This window comes from Streptomyces sp. NPDC102437, assembly GCF_044765565.1.
Taxonomy (GTDB): Bacteria; Actinomycetota; Actinomycetes; order Streptomycetales; family Streptomycetaceae; genus Streptomyces.
This window is the reverse complement of the sequence record NZ_JBIWKI010000026.1, coordinates 67,650-89,420: the sequence shown is the minus strand read 5'-3', so window position 1 is coordinate 89,420 and position 21,771 is coordinate 67,650. Positions and strand designations below refer to the sequence as shown.

The window sequence follows — 21,771 nt, the reverse complement described above, 5'->3', positions numbered from 1 at the left end:
CTGCTGTGGTCGCATACGGATACCGGGGGGAACTGTCGCTGCGCCCACTCACAAAGCTGGGGAGACTCGCCGTGTCTGGCATACGAGAACTAGCGGTACCGGGTGGTGCTGACGTGAGCACCGCCGAGGTCCCTCCGGGCAGGCAGCCACTGTCGCGCCCCTTGCAGGCGGTACTGATTCTCGTCCGATTGCTCTTCGTTCTCACGGTCGTGGGCGCGTTCGACGCACTGGTCGTGGCTTCGTCCGTCGATGCGGTGGACGGCCGGCTGCTGGGGATGGTGCTGTACGCGTCGCTGCCCGGCATCGCCGGGTTCGTGTTGTCGCTGTACATGCGGACCGGTGGCGTCTGGATCCGGCGCGGGCTCCTGGCCGTGAGCGCCTGGCTCCTGCTCGGTGCACTGGCGACGCTGAACGACGCGGAGAACGGTCGGGGCGTGACGCAACTGGTGCTGCCCGTCGTCATCCTCGTCCTGCTGTTCCGGTCCAGCTCCCGCGCATGGTTCAGGCTCGCCCCCGAACAGCGCGTCGAGCACCGGTCGTTCAGTGTCGTACGACGGATGCTCAAGGCGCGTCGGGACAACGGTCAGACCGCGATGGAGTACCTGGGCATGATCCTCGTGGTCGTGGCCCTCATCGGCGGGCTGGTGGCCACGGGTATCGGCGGGCAGGTGTCCGGTCAACTCCGCAATGCCATCTGCCAGCTGACCGGAAGCGCCTGCCCGCCGCCTGGTGCCGTCGCCGACGGCAGCAACGGGAACGGCAATGGGGGCGGGAACGGCAGCGGCGGCGGTGATGCCGGGTCCGAAGGCGCGACCGTGACCGGTGGAACGGGCGCCGGGGGGTCGGATGCGACCGGCGGCAGCGGCTCGGGGGGCAGTGGCTCCGGCGGTAGTGGTTCCGGCGGAGGCGATGCCTCAGGTGGTGCGGGTGGTGCCGGCGGTGCCGGTGCCGGTGGCGCTGGTGGTTCGGATGGAAACGGTGATTCTTCTACAGAAGTCAACGCGGGTAGACAAACCCCGGTCCCCGGTTCCAGCGACGAATCGAAGGGCGGCTTCCTCACCGGAGTCGTGGGCGACGACGGTCTGCTGGGCGACGTCACCGGGGCCATCGACACGATCGCGCACCCCGTCGACACCGCCAAGGGCGTCGCCGACCAGTACGCGCAGGCCGCGAACAAGGCCGGCGACAAGTGGGGCAAGGGCAAGTACATCCAGGCCGCCTGGGACGTGACCAAGGGTTCCGGCGGAGGCGGCAACGCGCTCACCGGGCTGCCCGGGTCCGGTACCCGCGTCGAGTCCGCGGTACGAGACGGGGAACGGCAGTACCTCAACGACCGCATCCCGCACGGCTCCAGCGCGGCCGGCCGCAAGGCCTGGTGGAACGGGCTGACGCAGGAGCAGCGCGACCGCTACCTGGAGCTCTCCCCGGACCAGATCGGCAGCCTGGACGGGATTCCGGTCGCGGACCGGGACACGGCCAACCGCCGCAACCTGCCGGACCTGATCTCGAAGCTGGAGGGCAAGACCGACAAGAAGTCGAAGGAGCAGCTGGCCGGGCTGCGCGAGATCGACCGGCAGCTGAAGGAGGGCAGCCAGCCCCCGATGTACCTCATCGGCATCAGCGACGAGGGCAACGGCCGGGCGATCGTCTCCTACGGGAACCCCGACACCTCGAAGAACGTGTCGGCCTACGTGCCGGGGCTGAACACCGCTCTCGACGAGGAGTTCGCCAAGAGCGGCCTCAAGCGGGCCCGTGACACGGCGATCGGCGCCCAGGGCTACGACCCGTCCAGCGCGGCGATCATCTGGCTCGGGTACGACGCCCCGCAGACGCCGGACGGGCTGCACAGCCTGGCGGTCGCCGGTACCGCGCGGGCGGAGAAGGGCGGCGCGGCGTACAACGACTTCATGAGCGGCATCGTCGCGACCAACCAGAACAGGGACCCCCACATCACGGCCATCGGGCACTCCTACGGCTCGCGCGCCGTCGGTGCCGCGACCCAGCGCCTCGGCGGGATTCCGGGGGTGGACGACATCATCCTGGTCGGCAGCCCGGGTGTGGGCGTGGACCGGGCCGTGGACCTCGGGGTCGGTGCCGGGCACGTCTTCGTCGGCGCCGCGGCCAACGACCCGGTGACCAAGCTCCCGTCCAAGACGCAGGTCATCGTGGGCGGGATCGGGATGATCCTGGGCGGACCGGCCGGCTCCTACATCGCCGGCGACCTGGCCGACCCGGGCGACGACGACCTCTGGTTCGGCAAGGACCCGGCGAGCGCGGCGTTCGGGGCCAGGCGGTTCCCGGTGGATCCGGGCAAGCCCATGAGCTTCGACTCGCACTCCAATTACTTCACCCCGTCACGGGACGCCGTGTCCGCCGACAGCATCGCCCTTATCGTGTCGGGACACGCCGACCGGCTCAAGATTGAGGAGTACCGATGAGCCGAAGGTTCCAGATCGTCGCGGTGGCTCTGGCCGTAGGCTTCGCGCTGTCCGCCTGCGGCAGTGAGAAGGCGCACCCGGGGGCCGACACGAACACCACGACCACCACAAGCGCGGGCTCCGAAGGCACCAAGGGGAGCAACATGGACATGCAGGAGGCCGCCGAGCGGGCCGACGGCATGCTCGACGACGTACTGAAGGCGATCGACCCCGAGGTGCAGTGGGCCCACGGCCCGACGACGAAGGGCAGCTGCGATGTGACGCGCAGGCGCACCGTGATGACCATCGTCTCCGCGGACCGGCGGCAGAGCTTCCTGGACCAGGTCGAGAAGTTCTGGCGCGCCGGTGACTACCGCATCAAGGCGAAGAACAAGGACGAGCAGTTCCCCGCGGTCTACGCGGGGACGAAGGACGGCTTCGGCATCAGCGTGAGCGTGCGTGCCAAGGGGCAGGTCCACTTCGAGGCGGACACCCCCTGCGTGAAGGAGTCGAAGGTCGCCGACTCCACGTCGAAGCCGAACGGGCCGGCCTACAAGGGCGTCTACCCCCTGCCGAGCCCCAATGTGCGCTCCGACTTCTGGTCCGCCGGAGCCTCCTGACGGGGGATCGGGCACGCGGTCACTCGGTGCGCCGGCCGATCCGGCCGGTGCACCGAGTGCGCCGGGCGGACGGTTCCGTGCGCCGGATTGGCCGGCCGGTGAGCCCCGATGACCCCGAAGACTCGCACACACCCTCGAAAACGGCCATGAACACGTCCCGGATGGGGGATGGTTGAGGGGTGCGGAAATTCTGGGTGGTCGGTGGCATCGGTGTCGGCATGGCCATGTGCTTCGTGGCGCTGCTCGTCGTCGGTACGTACTCCGCCGCCGCCGGACTCGCGGGTTCCGGTGGCGGCGGAGCCGTTGCGCTTGCCAAGGGGGCGGTGCCCGCGAAGTACCAGGCGTTGGTGCAGAAGTGGGGCAACCTCTGCTCCGCCATCAACCCGGCCCTGCTCGCCGCCCAGCTCTACCAGGAGAGCGGGTGGAACCCCCGGGCCGAGAGTCCCGCCGCCGCGCAGGGCATCGCCCAGTTCATCCCCGGCACCTGGGCCGGCCACGGGATCGACGGGGACAAGGACGGCGACCGGGACGTATGGGATCCGGCCGACGCGATCCCGTCCGCCGCCTCGTACGACTGCGAACTGGCCGGGTACGTGAAGAAGGTGCCGGGGGATCAGACGGACAACATGCTGGCCGCGTACAACGCCGGCGCGTACCGGGTGATCCGGGCCGGTGGGGTCCCGGACATCTCGGAGACCCAGAACTACGTCACCATCATCCGTTCCCTGGAGAAGAGCTTCGCCAGGCCCGTCGGGCGCGTACAGCCCTCGGAGCAGGCGGCCGGGGCGATCTACTTCGCGCAGAAGAAGCTCGGTACGCCGTACCTCTGGGGCGGGAACGGCACGCCCGAGCAGAACGGGCGGTTCGACTGCTCGGGGCTGACCCAGGCCGCGTACCGGACCGTGGACATCGAGCTGCCCCGGGTGGCGAACGATCAGTACAACGCCGGTCCGCACCCCTCCCGGGACGAGCTGCTCCCCGGCGACCTGGTCTTCTTCTCGAACGACCTGGGAAACTCGCGGGCCATCCACCACGTGGGGATCTACGTCGGCGGCGGGTACATGATCAACGCTCCGTACACCGGGGCCGTGATCCGGTTCGACAAGATCGACGCGCCCGACTACTTCGGCGCGACGCGCGTGACCAAGGACGGGGCCGCCGCCCTTCCGACGGCCCGGCCGGAAGCATGACGCAGCGGCGGCGATGGCCGGAACTCTCTGTGAAGCCTGGGCCCTGAGCTGCGACGACGAGTCACTCTTCGATAACGTCATGGTGATCATTCGGTGGAGAGTGGAACGCGGGCACGGGGGACGTCGTTCCCTGGGTGGACCGGAGCGACTGCGCACCGGTTCGTGAAGCACTGATCAAGCACTGAATCGCTTAGTGATCGGACCGACACGGGGGTTCGTCATAGCGGTGCACACGGGTGTGCCCGCGGCAGCAGACAAGGCAAGGGGCCGCAGCAGATGGCTGGACTCGCACTGGATGGGTCGAACCCCGACGTCAGCCTGCTCTACGACATCAACGGACTCGCGAAGTCCGCTCCCACCTGGTTCGACCGGGTCATGGAGTTCGTCGGTGAGTACGGAATCATGCTCGGCATGGTCCTCGTGGTCCTGTGGTGCTGGTGGAGCGTGCGCCGGAGCGGCACGGCCGACGACTCGGCGGCCGCGGTCTCCGCAATCGTCTGGGCGCCGCTCGCCGCCGGGATCGCGCTCCTGATCAACATCCCGATCCGCGGATTCGTGCACCGGCCCCGCCCGTTCAGGGACCACCAGGGGCTGGAGGTCCTGGTGACGGGGAAGAACGACTTCTCCTTCGTCAGCGACCACGCCACGATGGCGATGGCCCTGGCCGTCGGGATCTTCGTGGCCAACCGGAAGTTCGGCATCGCCGCGATCGCGCTCGCCCTCCTGGAGGGCTTCTGCCGGATCTACATGGGCGTCCACTACCCGACCGACGTCATCGGCGGATTGGCGCTCGGCACCGCGGTCGCCCTGCTGCTCGCCCCGCTGGCGATGATGCTGCTGACCCCGCTGGTGGCGGCGGTCTCGCGGTCGGACCGGTTCGGGTGGCTCGTACGGTCGCGCCGGCCGGTGCCGGTGGCAGCGGCCGGAGGCCCGGCCGGGGCGTTCGGAATCCCCGAGCCGCGGCCGGGCACTGGCGGCGGCGACGGCGAGAAGGACCTCGCGGCATAAGGGCCGGCGCCCTCAGAGCGCCTGTGGGAAGGCGAAGAGGCGGTCGGGGTCGTACTGCTTCTTCAGACCGGCGAGGCGGTCGGCCGCCGAGCCGTAGTAGGCCCGGCGCCAGTCGGTCAGCGTCGGGTCGGTGTAGTTCTGGTACGCCGCGCCCGACGCGTGCCGGCGCATCGCCGCATGAGTGTTTTTCAGCCACTCCTGCTGGGCGGTGCCGGTCGTACCGGGGCTCCAGGAAGCGATGTACTGCGCGAGCACCCGCGAGCCCCGGTGGACGAAGGCCGTCGACTGCGGGGAGACCCGGTTGATCGCCCCGCCGAGCGCGGTGAGCGCTATGGAGCCGCCGCCCCCGGACTGTGTCACCGGAATCCGGGTGAACACCTCGGTCCGGTCGAGCAGGGCCTGCACGCCCGCCGGGGACAGCGAGCGGTCGTAGAAGTCGGACGCGGCGCCGTACGTCTCGCGCTGGAGCGTGCCCTGCCTGGTACGGCCGGGCGTCGTCCCCGGCAGATGGCACTGGGCGTCGGTGATGCCCGAGCAGCCCGCGTACACGAGCATCGACTCCTGGTAGCTGCGGCGGCGCAGCGACACGGAGGAGGCCGAAGCGCCGATCCGGTCGGCCAGGCGGTCGACGGCGTTCTGCAGGTCGCCGTACGTACCGAGGCTGAACGCGGCGACCGAGACGGTCGGGTCGCCGCCCCCGGGGCCGGCGGCGAGGTGTGCGGAGGACCAGATCTCGTCTGGCTGGTCCGGGCCCCACTCCTGCCAGGCCGAGACGACGGACCGGGCGCGTGACCACGGCCACGACATGTAGGCGGTGACGGTCTGCGGGACCGGGCGGGTACGAAACGTCAGCTCGGTGACCACACCGAAGTTTCCGTTGCCCGCGCCGCGCAGCGCCCAGAAGAGGTCCGGGTGGTGTCCGGCGTCCACGGTGAGGGTCTTGCCGTCGGCCGTGACGAGCGTCGCCGCGGTCAGGCTGTCGCAGGTCAGGCCGTACGCGCGGGAGGCGACGCCGTGGCCACCGCCGAGGGTGAGGCCGGAGATGCCGACGGTGGGGCAGGAGCCGCCGGGGATCGTCAGGCCACTGCGGGCGAGGCCCTGGTAGACATCGATGAGCTTGGCGCCCGCGCCTGTCGTGCCGTCCGTCCCGACGCGGGACAGCGACGAGACGTCGATGACGAGCCGTCCGTTCCCGCTCGACCAGCCCGCGTACGAGTGGCCCCCGCTGCGGATGGAGACGGGGGTGCCCTTGCGGCGGGCGAAGGCCAGGCACTCGCGGATGTCCGCCTCGTGCCGGACATAGGCGACGGCGGCGGGCTTCAGGCCGTCGAAGCGGGTGTTGTAGAGCTGACGGGCGGTCGGATAGGAGGCGTCCTGAGGTCGTACGAGGCTGCCGTCGAGGCTCTTGGCCAGGGCGGAGAAGTCCGCCGGTCCGGTGGGGGCCGACTTCGACGGGGCCGGTGGGGCGGGGGAGGCACCCGTGCTGCCCGAGGTACCGGAGCCGTCGGAGGTGCCGGCGGCATCGGACGGGGCCGTGGAGCCGCCGGAAGTGCCGCTGCAGGCGCTGGCGGTGACGCCGACGAGTGCGGCGGCGCCCGCGGTGAGGAGGGTGCGCCGGGCGGGCAGGGGCGGCAGGTTCATCGGATCTCCGAGTCTTGGCGCTCATGGGCCGGCCGGTGGTGGCCGGGGGAGGCCGGGCGTGGGGGGATCGGCTGCAGAGGGGGAGGTCGGGGACGGCACAACGGCCGGGGGGAAGAGGGAGATCAGGGGGCCGCGCGGTGCTCCGCGGCATCCGTACGTGCCCGGTCCCTGGAGCGGCGGGCCGGGCCGGACCAGCCGCAGCCGCAGCGCGCGATGCAGAAGGAACCGCGTTCCACGGTCGTGGGTCCGTGCCCGGCGGACGTGGCGGTGGGGGCGGTCGGCGGGACCTCGTCGGTGCGTCGGTCATACACCCGTCCACGGTACTGGCCACGGCCACCCGGCGGTGTGCCCGGTGCGGGCGGCGTGACGGGGGACACGGGTCGTCGTTATGCGGAACGGATGGGCCTCTCGGGCAGGCGTTACGGCGTTGGGGGTTGGCAGGCGATGGTGGTGCGGCAGCACAGGTCCAAGGGCGGGGCTCGCGCTGTCTGCGCCCTTGCCGTGGTGGGCGTGATGGCGGCGACCGCCGGATGCTCGGCGGGCGGAGACGGTGACCCGGCCGTGGCCGACGAACGGGGCGGGGCCGACTCCCTCGACGCGGTCCACCGCGCGGCCGCGGTGCTCGCGGGGACGGTGAGCGGGACGGGAACGGCGGCCATGGCCTCCCCTGGTTCCTCGGCCTCTCCTGGTTCCTCGGCCGCTGCCGATTCCTCGGCCTCCCCAGGCTCCGGGGCCGTCGCCGGGACCGCCGAGGTGCTGACGTCGATGGAGACCGCGGCGGGCGGGACGCGGGTGACCATCCGGGGCCGGGGCACGTACGACTTCCGCAACCGGACCGGCCGGCTCACCGTCGTGCTGCCCGAGGACGCCGCCGGTGAGGACGAGCACCGCCCCATCACCGAACTGCTGGCCCCCGGCGCGCTCTACATGATGAACCGCGGCGCCGGAGTGCCCGCCGACAAATGGGTCAGGGTGGACACGACGACCCTGGAGGACGGCAACCTCGTCACCGGCGGGGTGACCGATCCGATGGCCGCCGCCGAACTGCTGGGCGGGGCACGGCAGGTGACGTACGTGGAGAAAACCGTGCTCGCCGGGGTCCCCGTGCGGCACTACCGGGGGACGGCGGACATCGGACTGGCCGCGCGCGAGGCCGCGCCCGGATCGCGCGGTGCGCTGGCCGCGGCAGCGAAAGGGTTCAGCAGGGTCACGGTGCCGTTCGACGCGTACCTCGACGAGCAGGGGCGGCTGCGCAAGGTGCGCCACCGGTTCAGCTTCGCCAACAAGGGGCCGGCGGTGGAGGTGGTGTCGACCACACTGCTGTACGGGTTCGGGGTGCCGGTCTCCGTACGGCTGCCGGAGGGCCGTGACATCTACACCGGGCAGATCCGGCAGGAATAGCCGAGCGGTGGACGGACGGGGGCGCGAGCCAGGACGCGGGTGGGGAGGCGGGCGTGACGTAGGCATGCCGGCACCGGTGAAATGGTCCGTCCGTGCCATGCGCGGCGCGTGGTCCGCTCCCTACGCTAGGAAGCCGGTGACGGCAGTGAGAGGCGAGTGACGTGGTGACGCTCAGCGCGCGGACCGTATCCGACCATGTGGCCCTCGCCGAGATCGAGCTCTGCGGTGAGCTGATGATCGCCGCGTCGGCCGCGATCGGGGAACGGCTCAGCGCGGACCGTATCGACGAGGTGCTCGACGTCCGCGTGATCACCGAGCGGGCCACCGGCCCCCGGCAGGGATAGCGCCGGGGGCGAGCGCGGCGTCTGCGGCCCGGGCCCCCGCCATCAGGTGCGGAGCAGCCGGGCGATCGCCTTCGTGGCTTCCTCGACCTTGGCGTCGATCTCCCCGCCGCCCTTGACCGCCGCGTCCGCGACGCAGTGCCGCAGGTGCTCCTCCAGCAGCTGGAGCGCGAACGACTGGAGCGCCTTCGTGGACGCAGATACCTGGGTCAGTATGTCGATGCAGTAGACGTCCTCGTCGACCATGCGCTGGAGGCCGCGGATCTGGCCCTCGATCCGGCGCAGCCGCTTGAGGTGTTCGGCCTTCTGATGGTGATAACCGTGTATGCCCCGGTCGTGATCGGTGATGGCGGATTCCGTCTCCGTGGCGGTCCCGGCGGCCTCGGTGGTGGTCATTACTGCCTCCCGTTTTCCCTTTACCCTGCTGTTTATATACCCCTGGTGGGTATATCCTAACGAATTCATCTGAAACGTGACCGGGGGCCCGTGCTGATCACTGTGCCCGATGCGCGACACTGAAGAACGCCGGTTAGCCGTGGCCGGATGATGCGCCTAGCATCAGCCTGACCGAATCCAAAGCACCCCGAGGACCCCACGTGCGCTTTCGTCTGACCCCCAGGGAGACGAGCTTCTACGACATGTTCTCCGCGTCCGCGGACAACATCGTCACGGGCTCGAAACTCCTGATGGAACTGCTCGGGGCGGACTCTGCCTCCCGAGTCGAGATCGCGGAGCGCATGCGGGCAGCGGAGCACGCGGGGGACGATGCCACCCACGCGATCTTCCACCAGCTGAACTCCTCTTTCATTACGCCGTTCGACCGCGAGGACATTTACAACCTCGCGTCGTCGCTCGACGACATCATGGACTTCATGGAGGAGGCCGTCGACCTGGTCGTGCTCTATCAGGTCGAGGAACTCCCCAACGGCATTGCCCAGCAGATCGAGGTGCTGGCCCGCGCGGCCGAGCTGACCGCCGAGGCGATGCCGGGGCTGCGCACGATGGACAACCTCACCGAGTACTGGATCGAGGTCAACCGTCTGGAGAACCAGGCCGACCAGATCCACCGCAAGCTGCTCGCTCATCTCTTCAACGGCAAGTACGACGCCATAGAGGTGCTGAAGCTCAAGCAGATCGTGGACGTGCTGGAAGAGGCGGCCGACGCGTTCGAGCACGTCGCCAACACGGTGGAGACCATCGCGGTCAAGGAGTCCTGAACCACGTGGACACCTTTGCGCTGATCGTGACCATCGGTGTCGCGCTCGGCTTCACGTATACGAACGGCTTCCACGACTCGGCGAACGCCATCGCCACGTCCGTCTCCACCCGTGCGCTCACCCCCCGCGCGGCGCTCGCGATGGCCGCGGTGATGAACCTGGCCGGTGCGTTTCTCGGCAGCGGTGTCGCCAAGACCGTCAGCGAGGGCCTGATCGCGACGCCCGAGGGCCACAAGGGGATGGGAATTCTCTTCGCCGCGCTCGTCGGCGCGATCATCTGGAACCTCGTCACCTGGTACTTCGGCCTGCCGTCCTCGTCCTCGCACGCCCTGTTCGGCGGCATGGTCGGCGCGGCGCTGGCCGGCGGGACGCTGGTGCACTGGGACGGGGTGCTCGACAAGGTCGTCATCCCGATGTTCGTCTCGCCGGTCATCGGTCTGGTCGTCGGCTATCTGGTGATGGTCGCGATCATGTGGATGTTCCGGAAGTCCAACCCGCACAAGGCCAAGCGCGGCTTCCGGATCGCGCAGACGGTCTCGGCCGCGGGCATGGCGCTCGGCCACGGTCTCCAGGACGCGCAGAAGACCATGGGCATCGTGGTGATGGCCCTGGTCATCGCCGACGTCGAGAGCCCGAGCGACCCGATCCCGGTCTGGGTGAAGCTGGTCTGCGCGCTGATGCTCTCGCTGGGTACGTACGCGGGTGGCTGGCGCATCATGCGGACGCTCGGCCGGAAGATCATCGAGCTGGACCCGCCGCAGGGGTTCGCGGCGGAGACCACGGGCGCCTCGATCATGTTCGGCTCGGCGTTCCTGTTCCACGCGCCGATCTCCACGACGCATGTGATCACCTCCGCGATCATGGGTGTGGGCGCCACGAAGCGGGTGAACGCGGTCCGCTGGGGCGTCGCCAAGAACATCATCCTCGGCTGGTTCATCACGATGCCGGCCGCGGCACTGGTCGCCGCGGCGAGCTATGGGGTCGTGGTCCTGCTCTTCGGCTGACGGCCGTCGGCCGCTCGGGCACGGCAGTACGTACGGAAATGGGGCCGCCCCCACTCCCTTCGCGGGAGTGGGGGCGGCCCCTTCGCCTTGTGGTGGCACCGCCATGCAGCACCCCAAGGCAGTCTGGGGACGAGGCCGGTTCGCCGGAGGGGTGAGGCGGTTCGCCGGTGGAAACCCACCACCGGGCATAACCACCCACGCCCCCGGCACGCGCCGGCTCCGTTGCCGGGTGACCTGTCTATCCGAAGCGTCCCGAGATGTAGTCCTCGGTGGCCTGGACGGACGGGTTGGAGAAGATGCGTTCCGTCTCGTCGAGCTCGATGAGCTTTCCGGGCTTGCCGACCGCCGCGAGGTTGAAGAACGCCGTCCGGTCCGAGACGCGAGCCGCCTGCTGCATGTTGTGCGTCACGATGACGATCGTGAAGCGTTCCTTCAGCTCGCCGATCAGGTCCTCGATGGCGAGGGTGGAGATCGGGTCCAGGGCGGAGCACGGCTCGTCCATCAGCAGCACGTCCGGCTCGACCGCGATCGCGCGGGCGATGCACAGACGCTGCTGCTGACCGCCGGAGAGACCGGAGCCGGGCTTGTTCAGCCGGTCCTTGACCTCGTTCCAGAGGTTGGCGCCACGCAGCGACTTCTCGACGATCTCGGGCAGCTGGCTCTTCTTGTACGAGCCGTTCAGCTTGAGGCCGGCCGCGACGTTGTCGAAGATCGACATCGTCGGGAACGGGTTCGGGCGCTGGAAGACCATGCCGACCGTGCGGCGCACGGTGACCGGGTCGACGTTCGCCCCGTACAGGTTCTCGTCGTCCAGCAGCACCTTGCCCTCGACGCGGCCACCGGGGGTGACCTCGTGCATGCGGTTCAGGGTGCGCAGGAAGGTGGACTTGCCGCAGCCGGACGGGCCGATGAAGGCGGTCACGGAGCGGGGCTCCACGGTCATCGAGATGTCCTCGATGGCGAGGTGGGAGCCGTAGTAGGCGGACAGACCGCTGACGTCGATGCGCTTGGCCATCTGAATCACTGCTTCTTTCGTGCCGCGTCAGCGGCCGGTCTTCGGGGCCTTCCAGCGGGCGATGCCGCGGGCCACCAGGTTGAGGATCATGACGAAGGCGATCAGGACCAGCGCGGCGGCCCAGGCACGGTCGTACGACTGGTCGGTACCGACCCGGTACTGCTCCCAGATGTAGAAGGGGAGCGAGGACTGTGCACCCTGGAACGGGTTGGGGTTGATCAGCTGGCTGCCGAAGACCAGCAGCATGATCGGCGCGGTCTCACCGGCGATGCGGGCGATCGCGAGCATCACACCGGTGGTGATGCCGCCGATCGCGGTCGGCAGGACCACCTTCAGGATCGTGCGCCACTTCGGGACGCCGAGGGCGAGCGATGCCTCGCGGAGCTCGTTCGGGACGAGCTTGAGCATCTCCTCGGTGGAGCGGACCACGACCGGGATCATCAGGATCGTGAGGGCCAGCGCGCCCATCAGACCGGACGGCTGGGTCTTCGTCATCAGCATGATCGAGAGGATGAAGAGACCGGCGACGATGGACGGGATGCCCGTCATGACATCGACGAAGAAGGTCACGGCCCTGGCCAGGGCGCCCCTGCCGTACTCCACCAGGTAGACGGCGGTCAGCATGCCGATCGGGGCGGAGATCACGGTGGCGATGCCGACCTGCTCCAGCGTCCCGATCAGCGCGTGGTAGACGCCGCCGGTCGGCTCGGAGCCGAGCACGCCGGCCATCGAGTGGGTCAGGAAGTACCCGTCCAGGCGCTCCGCGCCCCGGCTGATCGTCGTCCACAGCAGCGAGGCGAGCGGCACGACGGCCAGCAGGAAGCACACCCAGACGATGCTGGTCGCGAGCCGGTCCTTGGCCTGGCGCCGGTTCTCCACGACCGAGGTCGTGATGTACGAGATGACGACGAAGAGGACGGCGGAGAACAGCCCCCACTGCGTGCGGCTCTGCCAGCCGGCCGCGGCGCCGGTGCCCACGCCCAGCGCGAGCGCCACGGCGGCGAAGGCGAACGGGGCCCAGCGGGGCAGTGCCCGGCTGCTCAGGCTCGTCGGGCGCTTCGGCGCCGTCGCGGCGGGGCGCTCCTGGATGCCGGTGTTGGCTGCCTGGCTCATGCGTTGGCCCCCGAGTATTCCTTGCGGCGGGCGATGATCAGCCGGGCCGCGCCGTTGACCAGCAGGGTGAGGACGAAGAGCACGAGGCCCGAGGCGATCAGGGCGTCGCGCCCGAACTCGTCGGCCTCGTCGAACTTCGCGGCGATGTTCTGGGCGAAGGTGCCGCCGCCGGGGTTGAGCAGGTGCCCGGAGATGATGAAGCTCGGCGACAGGACCGTGGCGACGGCCATCGTCTCGCCGAGCGCGCGGCCCAGTCCCAGCATCGAGGCGGAGATCACGCCGGAGCGGCCGAAGGGGAGGACCGAGAGGCGGATCACTTCCCAGCGGGTGGCGCCGAGCGCGAGGGCGGCCTCCTCGTTCGTCTTCGGGACCTGGAGGAAGACCTCGCGGCTGACGCTGGTCACGATCGGCAGGATCATGATCGCGAGCAGGATGCCGACGGTGAAGAGCGAGCGGGCGACGCCGACCTCGGTCTTCTCGAAGATGTACGTCCAGCCGAAGAACTGGTCGAGCCAGAGGTTCAGGCCCTCCAGGTACGGGACCAGGACGAGGGCGCCCCAGATGCCGTACACGATGCTCGGCACTGCGGCGAGCAGGTCGACGACGTACGCGAGGGGCGCGGCCAGCTTGCGCGGCGCGTAGTGCGAGATGAACAGGGCGATGCCGACAGCGACCGGGACGGCGATGGCCATCGCAATGATCGAGCTGACGACCGTGCCGAAGAGGAGGACCGCGATGCCGAACACCGGCGGGTCACCGGCCGGGTTCCAGTCGAAGGTGGTGAAGAAGTTGCCTTCGTCCTTGGAGACGGCGATCGAGGCGCGGTAGGTCAGGAACACGGCGATCGACGCCATGATCACGAGCAGCAGAATGCCCGAGCCCCTGGAGAGGCCCAGGAAGACCTTGTCGCCGAAGCGGCCGGAGCCGGCGCCGGCGCGCTTGCGCACCACCGGCGGCGCCGGCGGGGTTTCTATCGGTGTGGTGGAAGCCATGGTCTTTCCGGTCTGTGTGGGGGAGCGGTCTGGCTCCCCTGGCGGCGGTGCACCGGATGGGTGGTGGCGGACCGGTCCGGAGGGGTGCACCGGACCGGTCCGCCGGATGTTGCTGGTTCTGCTGAAGGTGTTACGGGCGTGGTCTGCCCGTCCCGGCTACGAGAGGGAGGCGACGGTCTCGCGGACCTTGCTGTTGATCTCGGCCGGGATCGGCGCGTAGCCGGCCTCGGTGAGGAGCTTCTGGCCCTCGTCACCGGCGGTGTAGTTGAGGAAGGACTTGACCGTGGAGAGGGTCTCGGGCTTGTTGCCCTTGTCGCAGACGATCTCGTACGTCACCAGGACGATCGGGTAGGCGCCCTCGGCCTTGGTGGTGTAGTCGAGGTCCAGCGCCAGGTCCTTGCCGGTGCCCTTGATCTTGGCGGCGGCGATGGCCTTGGAGGCGTTCTCCGAGGTGGCCTTGACCGGGGCGGAGCCACCGGTGTCGATGTCCACGGTGGAGATCGACTGCGAGGTGGCGTAGCTGAGCTCGAAGTAGCCGATCGAGCCGTCGACCTGCTTCACCTGGGCGGCGACACCGGAGGAGCCGGACGCGGCCTGGCCACCGGGGGCCGGCCACTTCTTCTCGGCCTCGTACTTCCAGTCGCTCGGGGCGGCCGCGCCGAGGTACTTGCCGAGGTTCTGCGTGGTGCCGGAGTCCTCGGAGCGGTGGAAGGCCTGGATCGGCTTGTCCGGGAGCTTCGCGCCGGTGTTGAGCTTGGCGATCGCCTCGTCGTTCCACTTCTTGATCTTGCCGTCGAAGATCTTGGCGAGGGTGGGGGCGTCCAGCGTGAGGCTGTCGACACCCTCCAGGTGGAAGCCGATGGCGATCGGGCCGCCGACCATCGGGAGGTTGATGCCCTGGCCGCCCTTGCAGATCTTCTTCGAGTCGGCGACCTCTTCGGGCTTCAGCGCCGAGTCGGAACCGGCGAAGCCGACGGTGCCCTGGTTGAAGGCGACGATGCCCTCGCCGGAGGAGGAGGACTTGTAGTTGATCTCGACGCCGGAGCAGCCGGCCATGTAGTTCTTGGCCCAGAGGTCCATGGCGTTCTTCTGCGCGCTGGAGCCGGAGGCGGGCAGCTGGCCCTTGGCGTCGTCGCACTTGATGTTCGACGCGGCGCTCGTCTTCCCGCCGTTGCCGCCGGTCGCGCCGCTGTTGTCGTCCGAACCGCACGCCGTGAGGACCAGGGCGCCGGAGACGGCCAGGGCACCGAGCGCGGTGGCACGAAGCAGGTTCTTGCGCTGAAGCTTCACTTTCGGGTGTTCCTTCCAGGAGCCGCCGAGGCTTTTCGTTCTACGACGGCGTGCGGTGTGGTGGGTGCTCCGGCTTTGCGCCGTGCCCCGTGCACTGCCGAAGTTAGGCAGAACAGGTGAAGCGGCCTACGGGGGAGAGTGAACGGAAGGTGAACCGTGTCGGACGGTGCGGTTCTGGCCCTTGGGCGGGAGGAGGGTTCGGCGGAGCCAGGGCGTGGTGGGTGTCGCGAGGAGGGCCCGGCGGCGTCAGTGCTCCGGCAGCGTCGCCAGGAGGGCGTCCAGCAGCTCCCGGTCGCGGTCCTGGGTGAGGCGGGTACGGGCCGCCGCCGGGGAGAGCCAGCTCACCCGGTCGACCTCGGTGCCGGGCACGAAGGAGCCGCCGGTCGCCTCGGCCGCCCAGTAGGCGACCTCCTTGGGCCGGCCGTTCGCGAGATAGCGGATCGTGGGGAGCGCGGCGCCGGGGGCGCAGTGGTGGCCGGTCTCCTCCAGGACCTCACGCCGGGCGGCGTCCAGCGCGGGCTCGCCGCGCTTCAGCTTCCCCTTGGGATGCGACCAGTCGTCGTAACGGGGCCGGTGGACCAGGCAGATCTCCAGCGTGCCGGAGCGCTCCGACCGCCGCCACAGCACGCACCCGGCGGCGAGCACCGGCCCGTTCCCGGTGCGCTGCCCACGCCCGGTACCGCGGGCGCCCACCGCCCCGCTCATGGGGCGGTCACGGCCGCGGCGTACGGCCAGCTCGCCCGGAACACGCCGCGGGCGGCCTCCACCTCATGGCGCTGGTCGGCGTGGAGCACCCCCAGGGCGTACGCGGTCGCGGGCGCGATGCGGGGCGTACGGGCCGCCGACGACGCCGCCGCGGCCGCCTCCGAGGCATCCCGGTGCAGATCGAGGGCGTGCCCCGGCGCGGCCAGGACCGGATCGGGGGCGCCCCGCACCACCTCGTGGGCGTACCGGTGCAGCCGCAGCAGCAGCCGGGTCCGGTGCCAGGGCGCGTCCTGCGCCTCGTTGTACGGCTCGACCGCCTGGCCGGACGGGAGTGCCGCCACCGCGCCGAGCAGCTGCTGTTCGGCCCGGTCGGCGGGCCCGTGCAGCATCTCCTCGGCCGGGGCCGCGGCTGCCGGGGCCAGCGGGACGTCCGAGGCGAGCAGCGCGACGGAGTCGGCCACCGCGTGGAAGCGGGAGGAGCCGAGCGCCTGGAGGGCGGCGGAGTGGGCGCGGGTCCTGGCGAGGGTCAGCTGCCGGTCGAGGAGCGCTCCGGCACGGGCCGCGCCGACGCCGAGGGCGGCGCGCTCCTTGTCTGCGGCGCTGTCGGAGCCGGACCCGTTGCGGGCGGTGGGCAGTGAGGTGCCGGACAGGGCGTGCAGGGCTTCGAGGAGCCGGCGCAGCCGGGTCGCGTAGGCGTGTTCCCTGGCCAGGGTGCCCGACAGCCAGGCCAGTTCGGTACGGAGCTGCTCGGCCCAGGTGGCGTCCAGCGCCGCCCGGAAGGTGTGCAGCGTGGCGCCGATCCGGCGCGAGGAGCGGCGCAGCGCGCCGGCGGCCTCCTCGGCTCCGTGGGTCCCGGCGTCCGTGGGGGCGCTGTTCTCGCGGTGCAGGCGCAGGCTGCGGAGGAATTCGGCGGCCTGTTCCTGAAGGTAGGGCGCGAGTACCGCGCCCGCCGTAAGGTCCGCGAGGTCCGCCTGCGTCGTCTGGTGGTCATGGCGTCGCACGCCGGCGCCTCCGGGCATCAATGAGCATTTCCTGTACGTGCCGCAGCGGCTGGCCGTCCGCGTCCGTGGAGTGCCGGGTCCAGTTCCCGTCGGGACCCAGGTGCCAGGAGGAGGTGGTGTCGGCCATGCCGGTCTCCAGGAGACGGCTGAGCGCGGCGCGGTGGGCGGGGTCGGTGACCCGGACCAGTGCTTCGATCCGGCGGTCGAGGTTGCGGTGCATCATGTCGGCGCTGCCGAACCACACTTCGGGTTCGCCGCCGTTGCCGAAGGCGAAGATCCGGGAGTGTTCGAGGAAGCGGCCCAGTATCGAGCGGACCCGGATGTTCTCGGAGAGACCGGTGACGCCGGGGCGGATCGCGCAGATGCCGCGTACCCATATGTCGACCGGTACGCCGGCCGCCGCGGCCCGGTAGCAGGCGTCGATGATCGCCTCGTCGACCATCGAGTTGACCTTGATGCGGACGTAGGCGCTCCGCCCGGCCCGCTGGTGGGTGATCTCCTTGTTGATCCGGGTGATCAGCCCGTCCCGCAGGGATTTCGGGGCGACCAGGAGACGGCGGTAGGTCTCGCGGCGGGAGTAGCCGGAGAGCCGGTTGAAGAGGTCGGAGAGGTCCGCGCCGACCTGCGGGTCCGCCGTCAGCAGGCCGAGGTCCTCGTACAGCCGTGCCGTCTTGGGGTGGTAGTTGCCGGTCCCGACGTGCGAGTAGCGGCGCAGGGTGTCGCCCTCCTGGCGGACCACGAGCGACAGCTTGCAGTGGGTCTTCAGCCCGACGAGGCCGTAGACGACGTGGCAGCCGGACTCCTCCAGCTTCCGCGCCCACTTGATGTTGGCCTGCTCGTCGAAGCGGGCCTTGATCTCCACGAGCACCAGGACCTGCTTGCCGGACTCGGCGGCGTCGATCAGGGCTTCCACTATCGGGGATTCGCCCGAGGTCCGGTACAGGGTCTGCTTGATGGCGAGGACGTCGGGGTCGGCGGCGGCCTGCTCCAGGAACGCCTGTACGGAGGTGGAGAAGGAGTCGTACGGGTGGTGCAGGAGCACGTCGCGTTCGCGCAGCGCGGCGAAGATGTCGGGCGCGGAGGCGGATTCGACCTCGGAGAGGTCGCGGTGGGTGCCGGCGATGAACTTGGGGTACTTCAGCTCGGGCCGGTCCAGGGAGGCTATGCCGAAGAGCCCGGTGAGATCGAGCGGTCCGGGCAGCGGGTAGACCTCGGCGTCGGACACCTTCAGCTCGCGCACCAGCAGGTCCAGTACGTACGGGTCGATGGACTCCTCTACCTCCAGCCGGACCGGCGGGCCGAACCGGCGCCGCATGAGCTCCTTCTCCAGGGCCTTGAGGAGGTTCTCGGCGTCGTCCTCCTCGACCTCCAGGTCCTCGTTCCTGGTGACCCGGAACATGTGGTGGGCGAGGACCTCCATGCCCGGGAAGAGTTCTTCGAGGTGGGCCGCGATGATGTCCTCTATGGGCACGTACCGCTGCGGCGACGCCTCCAGGAAACGGGTCAGCAGCGGCGGCACCTTGACCCGGGCGAAGTGACGGTGACCACTGACCGGGTTGCGTACGACGACGGCGAGGTTGAGCGAGAGCCCCGAGATGTACGGGAAGGGGTGCGCCGGGTCGACGGCGAGCGGTGTCAGCACGGGGAAGACGCGCTGCCGGAAGAAGGTGAACAGGCGGGCCTGCTCCTTCTCGGTCAGCTCGGGCCAGCGGATCAGCTGGATGCCCTCGTCGGACAGGGCGGGGGCGACGTCCTGCTGGTAGCAGGCGGCGTGCCGGGCCATGAGTTCGCGCGAGCGGGTCCAGATCAGGTCCAGGACCTCGCGGGGCTGGAGTCCGGAGGCGGAACGGGTGGCGACGCCGGTGGCGATACGGCGCTTCAGTCCAGCCACCCGGACCATGAAGAACTCGTCCAGGTTCGAGGCGAAGATGGCGAGGAAATTAGCCCGTTCGAGGAGGGGGGTCGCGGGGTCCTCGGCCAGTTCGAGCACTCGTTCGTTGAACGCGAGCCAACTGCGCTCGCGGTCCAGGAAGCGGCCCTGCGGCAGCTGGTCGCCGTCGACATCGGGTTCGTACGCGTCGACGTCGGCGTCGATGTCGGGATCCAGGTCGGCGGCGGTGGACAGCGCGGCGCCGTTGGAGGCGGCGACGGCGTGCGGCCGGTGCGCGGCGAGTGAGCCGACCGACGGCTGCACGGTGGACTGGGCCGGGACCTCGGAGCTGGGCTGCTGGCTCATGGCCCTATTGTTCCGCGCGGACGGCTCCAGGGGCGCGCCGGAGGGTGCGGAGATCGCGGGAAACGCACGGTTGACGTGGTTCGTGCGGTCTCCGCCGGGATTTCTCCCGTTGCGGGGGGTCGGCACGGCTGGCTGCATTCTGAGAGCGTCGCAAGCTCTTCTGAATGGCTGGTAACGGCGACATGACATGCAGGAAGCGGTGTGCCGTGCGCGGATTGGTCATACGAACCGATTCCGGGCCCGGGGAGGGGCCCGGAACCGGTTCGGACGTCAGCCGTGTCGGCGGCGCAGCACCCGGAAGGCGATGGCGACCGCGAGCGCGGCGAGAGCGAGCAGGATGCCGGTCTCGACGAGCTGGAGGGGCCAGAAGTGCGAGGCGGGGTGGTAGTCGATGTAGCGGTGCGTGATGCCCTTGTCGGCCAGGCACTGCTCGAAGCCGCTGTTCCAGTACAGGCACGCGTCGGGGGGCAGCCGTTCACCGGTGCCGGTCAGCCACCCCTGCCCGGTGTCGAAGGCCCCGTCGGGGAAGCGGTACTTGCTCCCCGGCGCGAAGGTGTCGGTCAGGACCGGCCACAGATGGCTGCGCACCTTGTTCAGGGCGATGACCAGCGCGCCGTAACCGGCCACCGTCACGATCATCGCGGTGACGGTGCGGCGAAGCAGTAGCCCGGTGAGCGCGCCGAGGGCCAGCATGCACAGGGCGTAGCCGACCGGGACGGTGCCGATCGAGCCGTACACATCGCGTTCGTGCCATACCCGCGGCTCGCCCAGCGCGTCGGCCCGGTTCCGGGCCCAGGCACAGACGGCCGACAGCACGGAGACGGAGGCCAGCGTCACCATGGCGGGGACGGCGAGCTTGGCGGCGAACCAGCGGGCGGGTGTCACGGACTGCGACCACGCCACCTTGTACGTGCCGCTCTCCAGCTCACGGGCGATCACCGGGCCCGCGACGAAGATCCCGACGAACGCGGGGAGGACCGTCATCAGCACGCGGGACCAGTTGACGGCGTCCTGCAGCCACGGCTGACGGCCGAGGTATTCGTCGACCGTGTCGACGCAGCCGGGCGTCGTGTGCACGACCGAGCAGCCGGTCGCGGCGAAGGCGTCCGCGACGTGGTCGGTCCACAGCCAGGTGCCGGCGAGGACGGCGAGGGCCAGGACCGGAAGCGCGCCCATGACCCACAGCGCCCACCGGTGATGGGCGACAACGACCCGTTCCGGCCCACGCAGGGAGATCGAGCTCATACGGCGGCCACCTCCCCGGCGGTCTCGACGGCTTCGCCGGCCTCGGCGGCCGTCGCGCTCGGCGTCAGCAGCGCCGGGGCCTCCGGCGACCGCAGATGCGCCAGCAGCAGTTCTTCCAGGGAAGGCTCGGTGGCCTCCCAGACGTCGGTGTCCACGGGGCCCTGCCTCCGTACGAGTGCGGTCTTCAGGCGTCCCGCGGTGCGGGACTCGACGACGGTGTGCGGTGCGGTGTCCCGCACCGGGCCGGTGAGCAGGGTGTGCGCGGCGAGGATGTCCTCCGCCTCGCCGCCGAGGCGGACCCGGCCGCCGTCGACGAGCAGGAGGTAGTCGCAGGCGCCCTCCAGCTCGGTGAGGATGTGCGAGGACATCACGATGGTGGTGGCGTGCTCAGCGGCCTCCGCCATCAGGGCGCCCATCAGCTGGTGGCGGGCGAGCGGGTCGAGGTCGGCCATCGGCTCGTCCAGCAGGAGCAGTTCGGGCCGTTTGCCCAGCGCGAGGGCCAGGGCGAGCCGAGTGCGCTGGCCGCCGGAGAGGTCACGGACCCGGGCGTCGCGCGGGAGCTTCCCGGCGATGCGTTCGGCGGTGTCCTGGTCCCAGGTGAAGGGGTTCAGCTCGGCGCCCGCCCAGAGCGTCGCGTCCACCGTCAACTGCGGGTACAGCGGCTTGTCCTGGGCCACGAAGGCCATCCGCGTACGGGCGTCCCCGGGGGCCGTGCCCAGCACCCGCACCGTGCCCTCCGACGGCCGCAGGAAGCCGGCCGCGAGGGCGAGAAGGGTGGACTTGCCCGCGCCGTTGGGCCCGACGAGGGCGCACACCCGCCCGGCGGGGAGCCGGAAGGAGCAGTCGCGCAGCGCCCAGCCCCTGCCTCTGCCCCGGTACTTCATGCCGAGGCCGGTGGCCTCGATCGCAGCGCCTGTCATCCGGCTTGATCCCCCTCGAAAGTCCTGTCCAGTACGGCGGTGAAGAGCGCGCTCACGTCGTCCTTCTCCAGCCCGGCCGCGCGGGCCCGGCGGGTCCAGTCGGCGAGCTCGGCGCGCAGCGGTGCGTCGTCGGCGGCCGCCGCGCCACCGAGGGTCCGGGTGACGAAGGTGCCGAGCCCGCGCCGGGCCTCGACCAGGCCCTCGCGCTCCAGCTCCCGGTACGCCTTGAGCACGGTGTTCGGGTTGATGGCGGTGGCCTCGACGACCTCGCGCGCGGTGGGCAGCCGGTCGCCGGGCTCCAGCAGGCCGAGGCGGAGCGCCTGCTTGGTCTGCTGGACGATCTGGAGGTACGTGGCGACGCCGCTGCGCCGGTCGATGCGGTACTCGACCGCTGCGGACTCTGCCATGTTCACCC

21 protein-coding genes are annotated in these 21,771 nt (G+C 70.3%); 8 read left to right on the top strand and 13 right to left on the bottom strand.

All coding sequences use genetic code 11. The features are described from left to right. Window positions 1-149 precede the first annotated feature (149 nt). The 4 genes from ACIRJP_RS28780 to ACIRJP_RS28765 all read left to right on the top strand — a co-directional run bounded on the left by ACIRJP_RS28780 (window position 150) and on the right by ACIRJP_RS28765 (window position 5,235). Window positions 150-2,438, top strand: coding sequence for an alpha/beta hydrolase (locus tag ACIRJP_RS28780; RefSeq protein ID WP_404180150.1), 2,289 nt, complete (start codon window positions 150-152; stop codon window positions 2,436-2,438). Further along, a complete protein-coding gene (locus tag ACIRJP_RS28775) occupies window positions 2,435-3,037 on the top strand; it encodes a hypothetical protein (protein ID WP_404180078.1) in 603 nt (200 codons plus the stop codon). Before ACIRJP_RS28780 ends, ACIRJP_RS28775 begins: the two co-directional genes overlap by 4 nt. Window positions 3,038-3,231: 194 nt before the next feature. Then, window positions 3,232-4,227, top strand: a complete 996-nt coding sequence (locus ACIRJP_RS28770; protein ID WP_404180148.1) for an NlpC/P60 family protein — start codon at window positions 3,232-3,234, stop codon at window positions 4,225-4,227. A 276-nt stretch (window positions 4,228-4,503) separates the two neighbouring features. Beyond that, a complete protein-coding gene (locus ACIRJP_RS28765; RefSeq protein WP_404180075.1) occupies window positions 4,504-5,235 on the top strand; it encodes a phosphatase PAP2 family protein in 732 nt (243 codons plus the stop codon). Between the two features lie 12 nt (window positions 5,236-5,247). Here ACIRJP_RS28765 and ACIRJP_RS28760 read toward each other — a convergent pair whose 3' ends face one another. Together ACIRJP_RS28760 and ACIRJP_RS28755 are read right to left on the bottom strand one after the other, a co-directional pair. Further along, window positions 5,248-6,876 (bottom strand): FAD-binding oxidoreductase, encoded by a 1,629-nt coding sequence (locus tag ACIRJP_RS28760; RefSeq protein WP_404180073.1) that lies wholly within the window; start codon window positions 6,874-6,876, stop codon window positions 5,248-5,250. A gap of 122 nt (window positions 6,877-6,998) precedes the next feature. Further along, window positions 6,999-7,187, bottom strand: coding sequence for a hypothetical protein (locus ACIRJP_RS28755; protein WP_404180070.1), 189 nt, complete (start codon window positions 7,185-7,187; stop codon window positions 6,999-7,001). Between the two features lie 133 nt (window positions 7,188-7,320). On the opposite strand from ACIRJP_RS28755, the gene ACIRJP_RS28750 reads away from it, so the two are divergent. Both ACIRJP_RS28750 and ACIRJP_RS28745 read left to right on the top strand, forming a co-directional pair. Further along, on the top strand, window positions 7,321-8,277 hold the full coding sequence (locus ACIRJP_RS28750) for a hypothetical protein (protein WP_404180068.1): 957 nt from the start codon (window positions 7,321-7,323) through the stop codon (window positions 8,275-8,277). A gap of 161 nt (window positions 8,278-8,438) precedes the next feature. Beyond that, window positions 8,439-8,621: a hypothetical protein gene (locus tag ACIRJP_RS28745; RefSeq protein ID WP_404180065.1), complete on the top strand. Its 183-nt coding sequence runs from the start codon at window positions 8,439-8,441 to the stop codon at window positions 8,619-8,621. Window positions 8,622-8,663: 42 nt separating this feature from the next. On the opposite strand, the gene ACIRJP_RS28740 is transcribed toward ACIRJP_RS28745, so the two are convergent. After that, a complete protein-coding gene (locus tag ACIRJP_RS28740) occupies window positions 8,664-9,014 on the bottom strand; it encodes a metal-sensitive transcriptional regulator (protein ID WP_376415129.1) in 351 nt (116 codons plus the stop codon). 200 nt (window positions 9,015-9,214) lie between these two features. Between ACIRJP_RS28740 and ACIRJP_RS28735 the strand changes: the two genes are divergently transcribed. Then, the gene (locus ACIRJP_RS28735) at window positions 9,215-9,835 is read left to right on the top strand and encodes a DUF47 domain-containing protein (protein ID WP_072488031.1); all 621 of its coding nucleotides are present in this window, start codon (window positions 9,215-9,217) and stop codon (window positions 9,833-9,835) included. Between the two features lie 5 nt (window positions 9,836-9,840). Further along, complete coding sequence (locus tag ACIRJP_RS28730; RefSeq protein ID WP_317866297.1) at window positions 9,841-10,839, top strand: inorganic phosphate transporter; 999 nt, start codon at window positions 9,841-9,843, stop codon at window positions 10,837-10,839. A gap of 238 nt (window positions 10,840-11,077) precedes the next feature. Here the strand turns inward: ACIRJP_RS28730 and pstB are convergent, their stop codons facing one another. The 10 genes from pstB to ACIRJP_RS28680 all read right to left on the bottom strand — a co-directional run bounded on the left by pstB (window position 11,078) and on the right by ACIRJP_RS28680 (window position 21,763). After that, on the bottom strand, window positions 11,078-11,854 hold the full coding sequence (gene pstB, locus ACIRJP_RS28725) for a phosphate ABC transporter ATP-binding protein PstB (protein ID WP_351258286.1): 777 nt from the start codon (window positions 11,852-11,854) through the stop codon (window positions 11,078-11,080). A gap of 27 nt (window positions 11,855-11,881) precedes the next feature. Continuing rightward, window positions 11,882-12,967: a phosphate ABC transporter permease PstA gene (pstA, locus tag ACIRJP_RS28720; protein WP_404180061.1), complete on the bottom strand. Its 1,086-nt coding sequence runs from the start codon at window positions 12,965-12,967 to the stop codon at window positions 11,882-11,884. Then, window positions 12,964-13,959, bottom strand: coding sequence for a phosphate ABC transporter permease subunit PstC (gene pstC, locus ACIRJP_RS28715; RefSeq protein ID WP_404180058.1), 996 nt, complete (start codon window positions 13,957-13,959; stop codon window positions 12,964-12,966). The genes pstA and pstC overlap by 4 nt, the downstream gene beginning before the upstream one ends. Window positions 13,960-14,115: 156 nt before the next feature. Next, entirely contained in the window at window positions 14,116-15,249 is a 1,134-nt protein-coding gene (pstS, locus tag ACIRJP_RS28710; RefSeq protein ID WP_404180055.1) for a phosphate ABC transporter substrate-binding protein PstS, read from the bottom strand. A 246-nt stretch (window positions 15,250-15,495) separates the two neighbouring features. Beyond that, window positions 15,496-15,954: an NUDIX hydrolase gene (locus ACIRJP_RS28705; protein WP_404180052.1), complete on the bottom strand. Its 459-nt coding sequence runs from the start codon at window positions 15,952-15,954 to the stop codon at window positions 15,496-15,498. Beyond that, complete coding sequence (locus tag ACIRJP_RS28700) at window positions 15,951-16,955, bottom strand: CHAD domain-containing protein (RefSeq protein ID WP_404180049.1); 1,005 nt, start codon at window positions 16,953-16,955, stop codon at window positions 15,951-15,953. The genes ACIRJP_RS28705 and ACIRJP_RS28700 overlap by 4 nt, the downstream gene beginning before the upstream one ends. Continuing rightward, window positions 16,942-19,191 carry an RNA degradosome polyphosphate kinase gene (locus ACIRJP_RS28695; protein ID WP_404180046.1) on the bottom strand — a complete coding sequence of 750 codons (2,250 nt, stop codon included), beginning with the start codon at window positions 19,189-19,191 and terminating at the stop codon, window positions 16,942-16,944. Before ACIRJP_RS28695 ends, ACIRJP_RS28700 begins: the two co-directional genes overlap by 14 nt. A 270-nt stretch (window positions 19,192-19,461) precedes the next feature. Beyond that, window positions 19,462-20,436 (bottom strand): ABC transporter permease subunit, encoded by a 975-nt coding sequence (locus ACIRJP_RS28690; RefSeq protein WP_404180043.1) that lies wholly within the window; start codon window positions 20,434-20,436, stop codon window positions 19,462-19,464. Then, a complete protein-coding gene (locus ACIRJP_RS28685) occupies window positions 20,433-21,356 on the bottom strand; it encodes an ABC transporter ATP-binding protein (RefSeq protein WP_404180040.1) in 924 nt (307 codons plus the stop codon). Before ACIRJP_RS28685 ends, ACIRJP_RS28690 begins: the two co-directional genes overlap by 4 nt. Continuing rightward, window positions 21,353-21,763, bottom strand: coding sequence for a GntR family transcriptional regulator (locus ACIRJP_RS28680; RefSeq protein ID WP_266416296.1), 411 nt, complete (start codon window positions 21,761-21,763; stop codon window positions 21,353-21,355). Before ACIRJP_RS28680 ends, ACIRJP_RS28685 begins: the two co-directional genes overlap by 4 nt. Between the last annotated feature and the right edge of the window lie 8 nt (window positions 21,764-21,771).

Excerpts from the sequence above, each read along its gene's own strand:
- ACIRJP_RS28775 (WP_404180078.1), top strand. The coding sequence starts at position 2,435 with ATGAGCCGAAGGTTCCAGATCGTCGCGGTGGCTCTGGCCGTAGGCTTC.
- ACIRJP_RS28765 (WP_404180075.1), top strand. The coding sequence starts at position 4,504 with ATGGCTGGACTCGCACTGGATGGGTCGAACCCCGACGTCAGCCTGCTC.
- ACIRJP_RS28760 (WP_404180073.1), bottom strand. The coding sequence starts at position 6,876 with ATGAACCTGCCGCCCCTGCCCGCCCGGCGCACCCTCCTCACCGCGGGC.
- ACIRJP_RS28750 (WP_404180068.1), top strand. The coding sequence starts at position 7,321 with ATGGTGGTGCGGCAGCACAGGTCCAAGGGCGGGGCTCGCGCTGTCTGC.
- ACIRJP_RS28740 (WP_376415129.1), bottom strand. The coding sequence starts at position 9,014 with ATGACCACCACCGAGGCCGCCGGGACCGCCACGGAGACGGAATCCGCC.
- pstB (WP_351258286.1), bottom strand. The coding sequence starts at position 11,854 with ATGGCCAAGCGCATCGACGTCAGCGGTCTGTCCGCCTACTACGGCTCC.
- pstA (WP_404180061.1), bottom strand. The coding sequence starts at position 12,967 with ATGAGCCAGGCAGCCAACACCGGCATCCAGGAGCGCCCCGCCGCGACG.
- pstC (WP_404180058.1), bottom strand. The coding sequence starts at position 13,959 with ATGGCTTCCACCACACCGATAGAAACCCCGCCGGCGCCGCCGGTGGTG.
- ACIRJP_RS28705 (WP_404180052.1), bottom strand. The coding sequence starts at position 15,954 with ATGAGCGGGGCGGTGGGCGCCCGCGGTACCGGGCGTGGGCAGCGCACC.
- ACIRJP_RS28695 (WP_404180046.1), bottom strand. The coding sequence starts at position 19,191 with ATGAGCCAGCAGCCCAGCTCCGAGGTCCCGGCCCAGTCCACCGTGCAG.
- ACIRJP_RS28690 (WP_404180043.1), bottom strand. The coding sequence starts at position 20,436 with ATGAGCTCGATCTCCCTGCGTGGGCCGGAACGGGTCGTTGTCGCCCAT.
- ACIRJP_RS28685 (WP_404180040.1), bottom strand. The coding sequence starts at position 21,356 with ATGACAGGCGCTGCGATCGAGGCCACCGGCCTCGGCATGAAGTACCGG.
- ACIRJP_RS28680 (WP_266416296.1), bottom strand. The coding sequence starts at position 21,763 with ATGGCAGAGTCCGCAGCGGTCGAGTACCGCATCGACCGGCGCAGCGGC.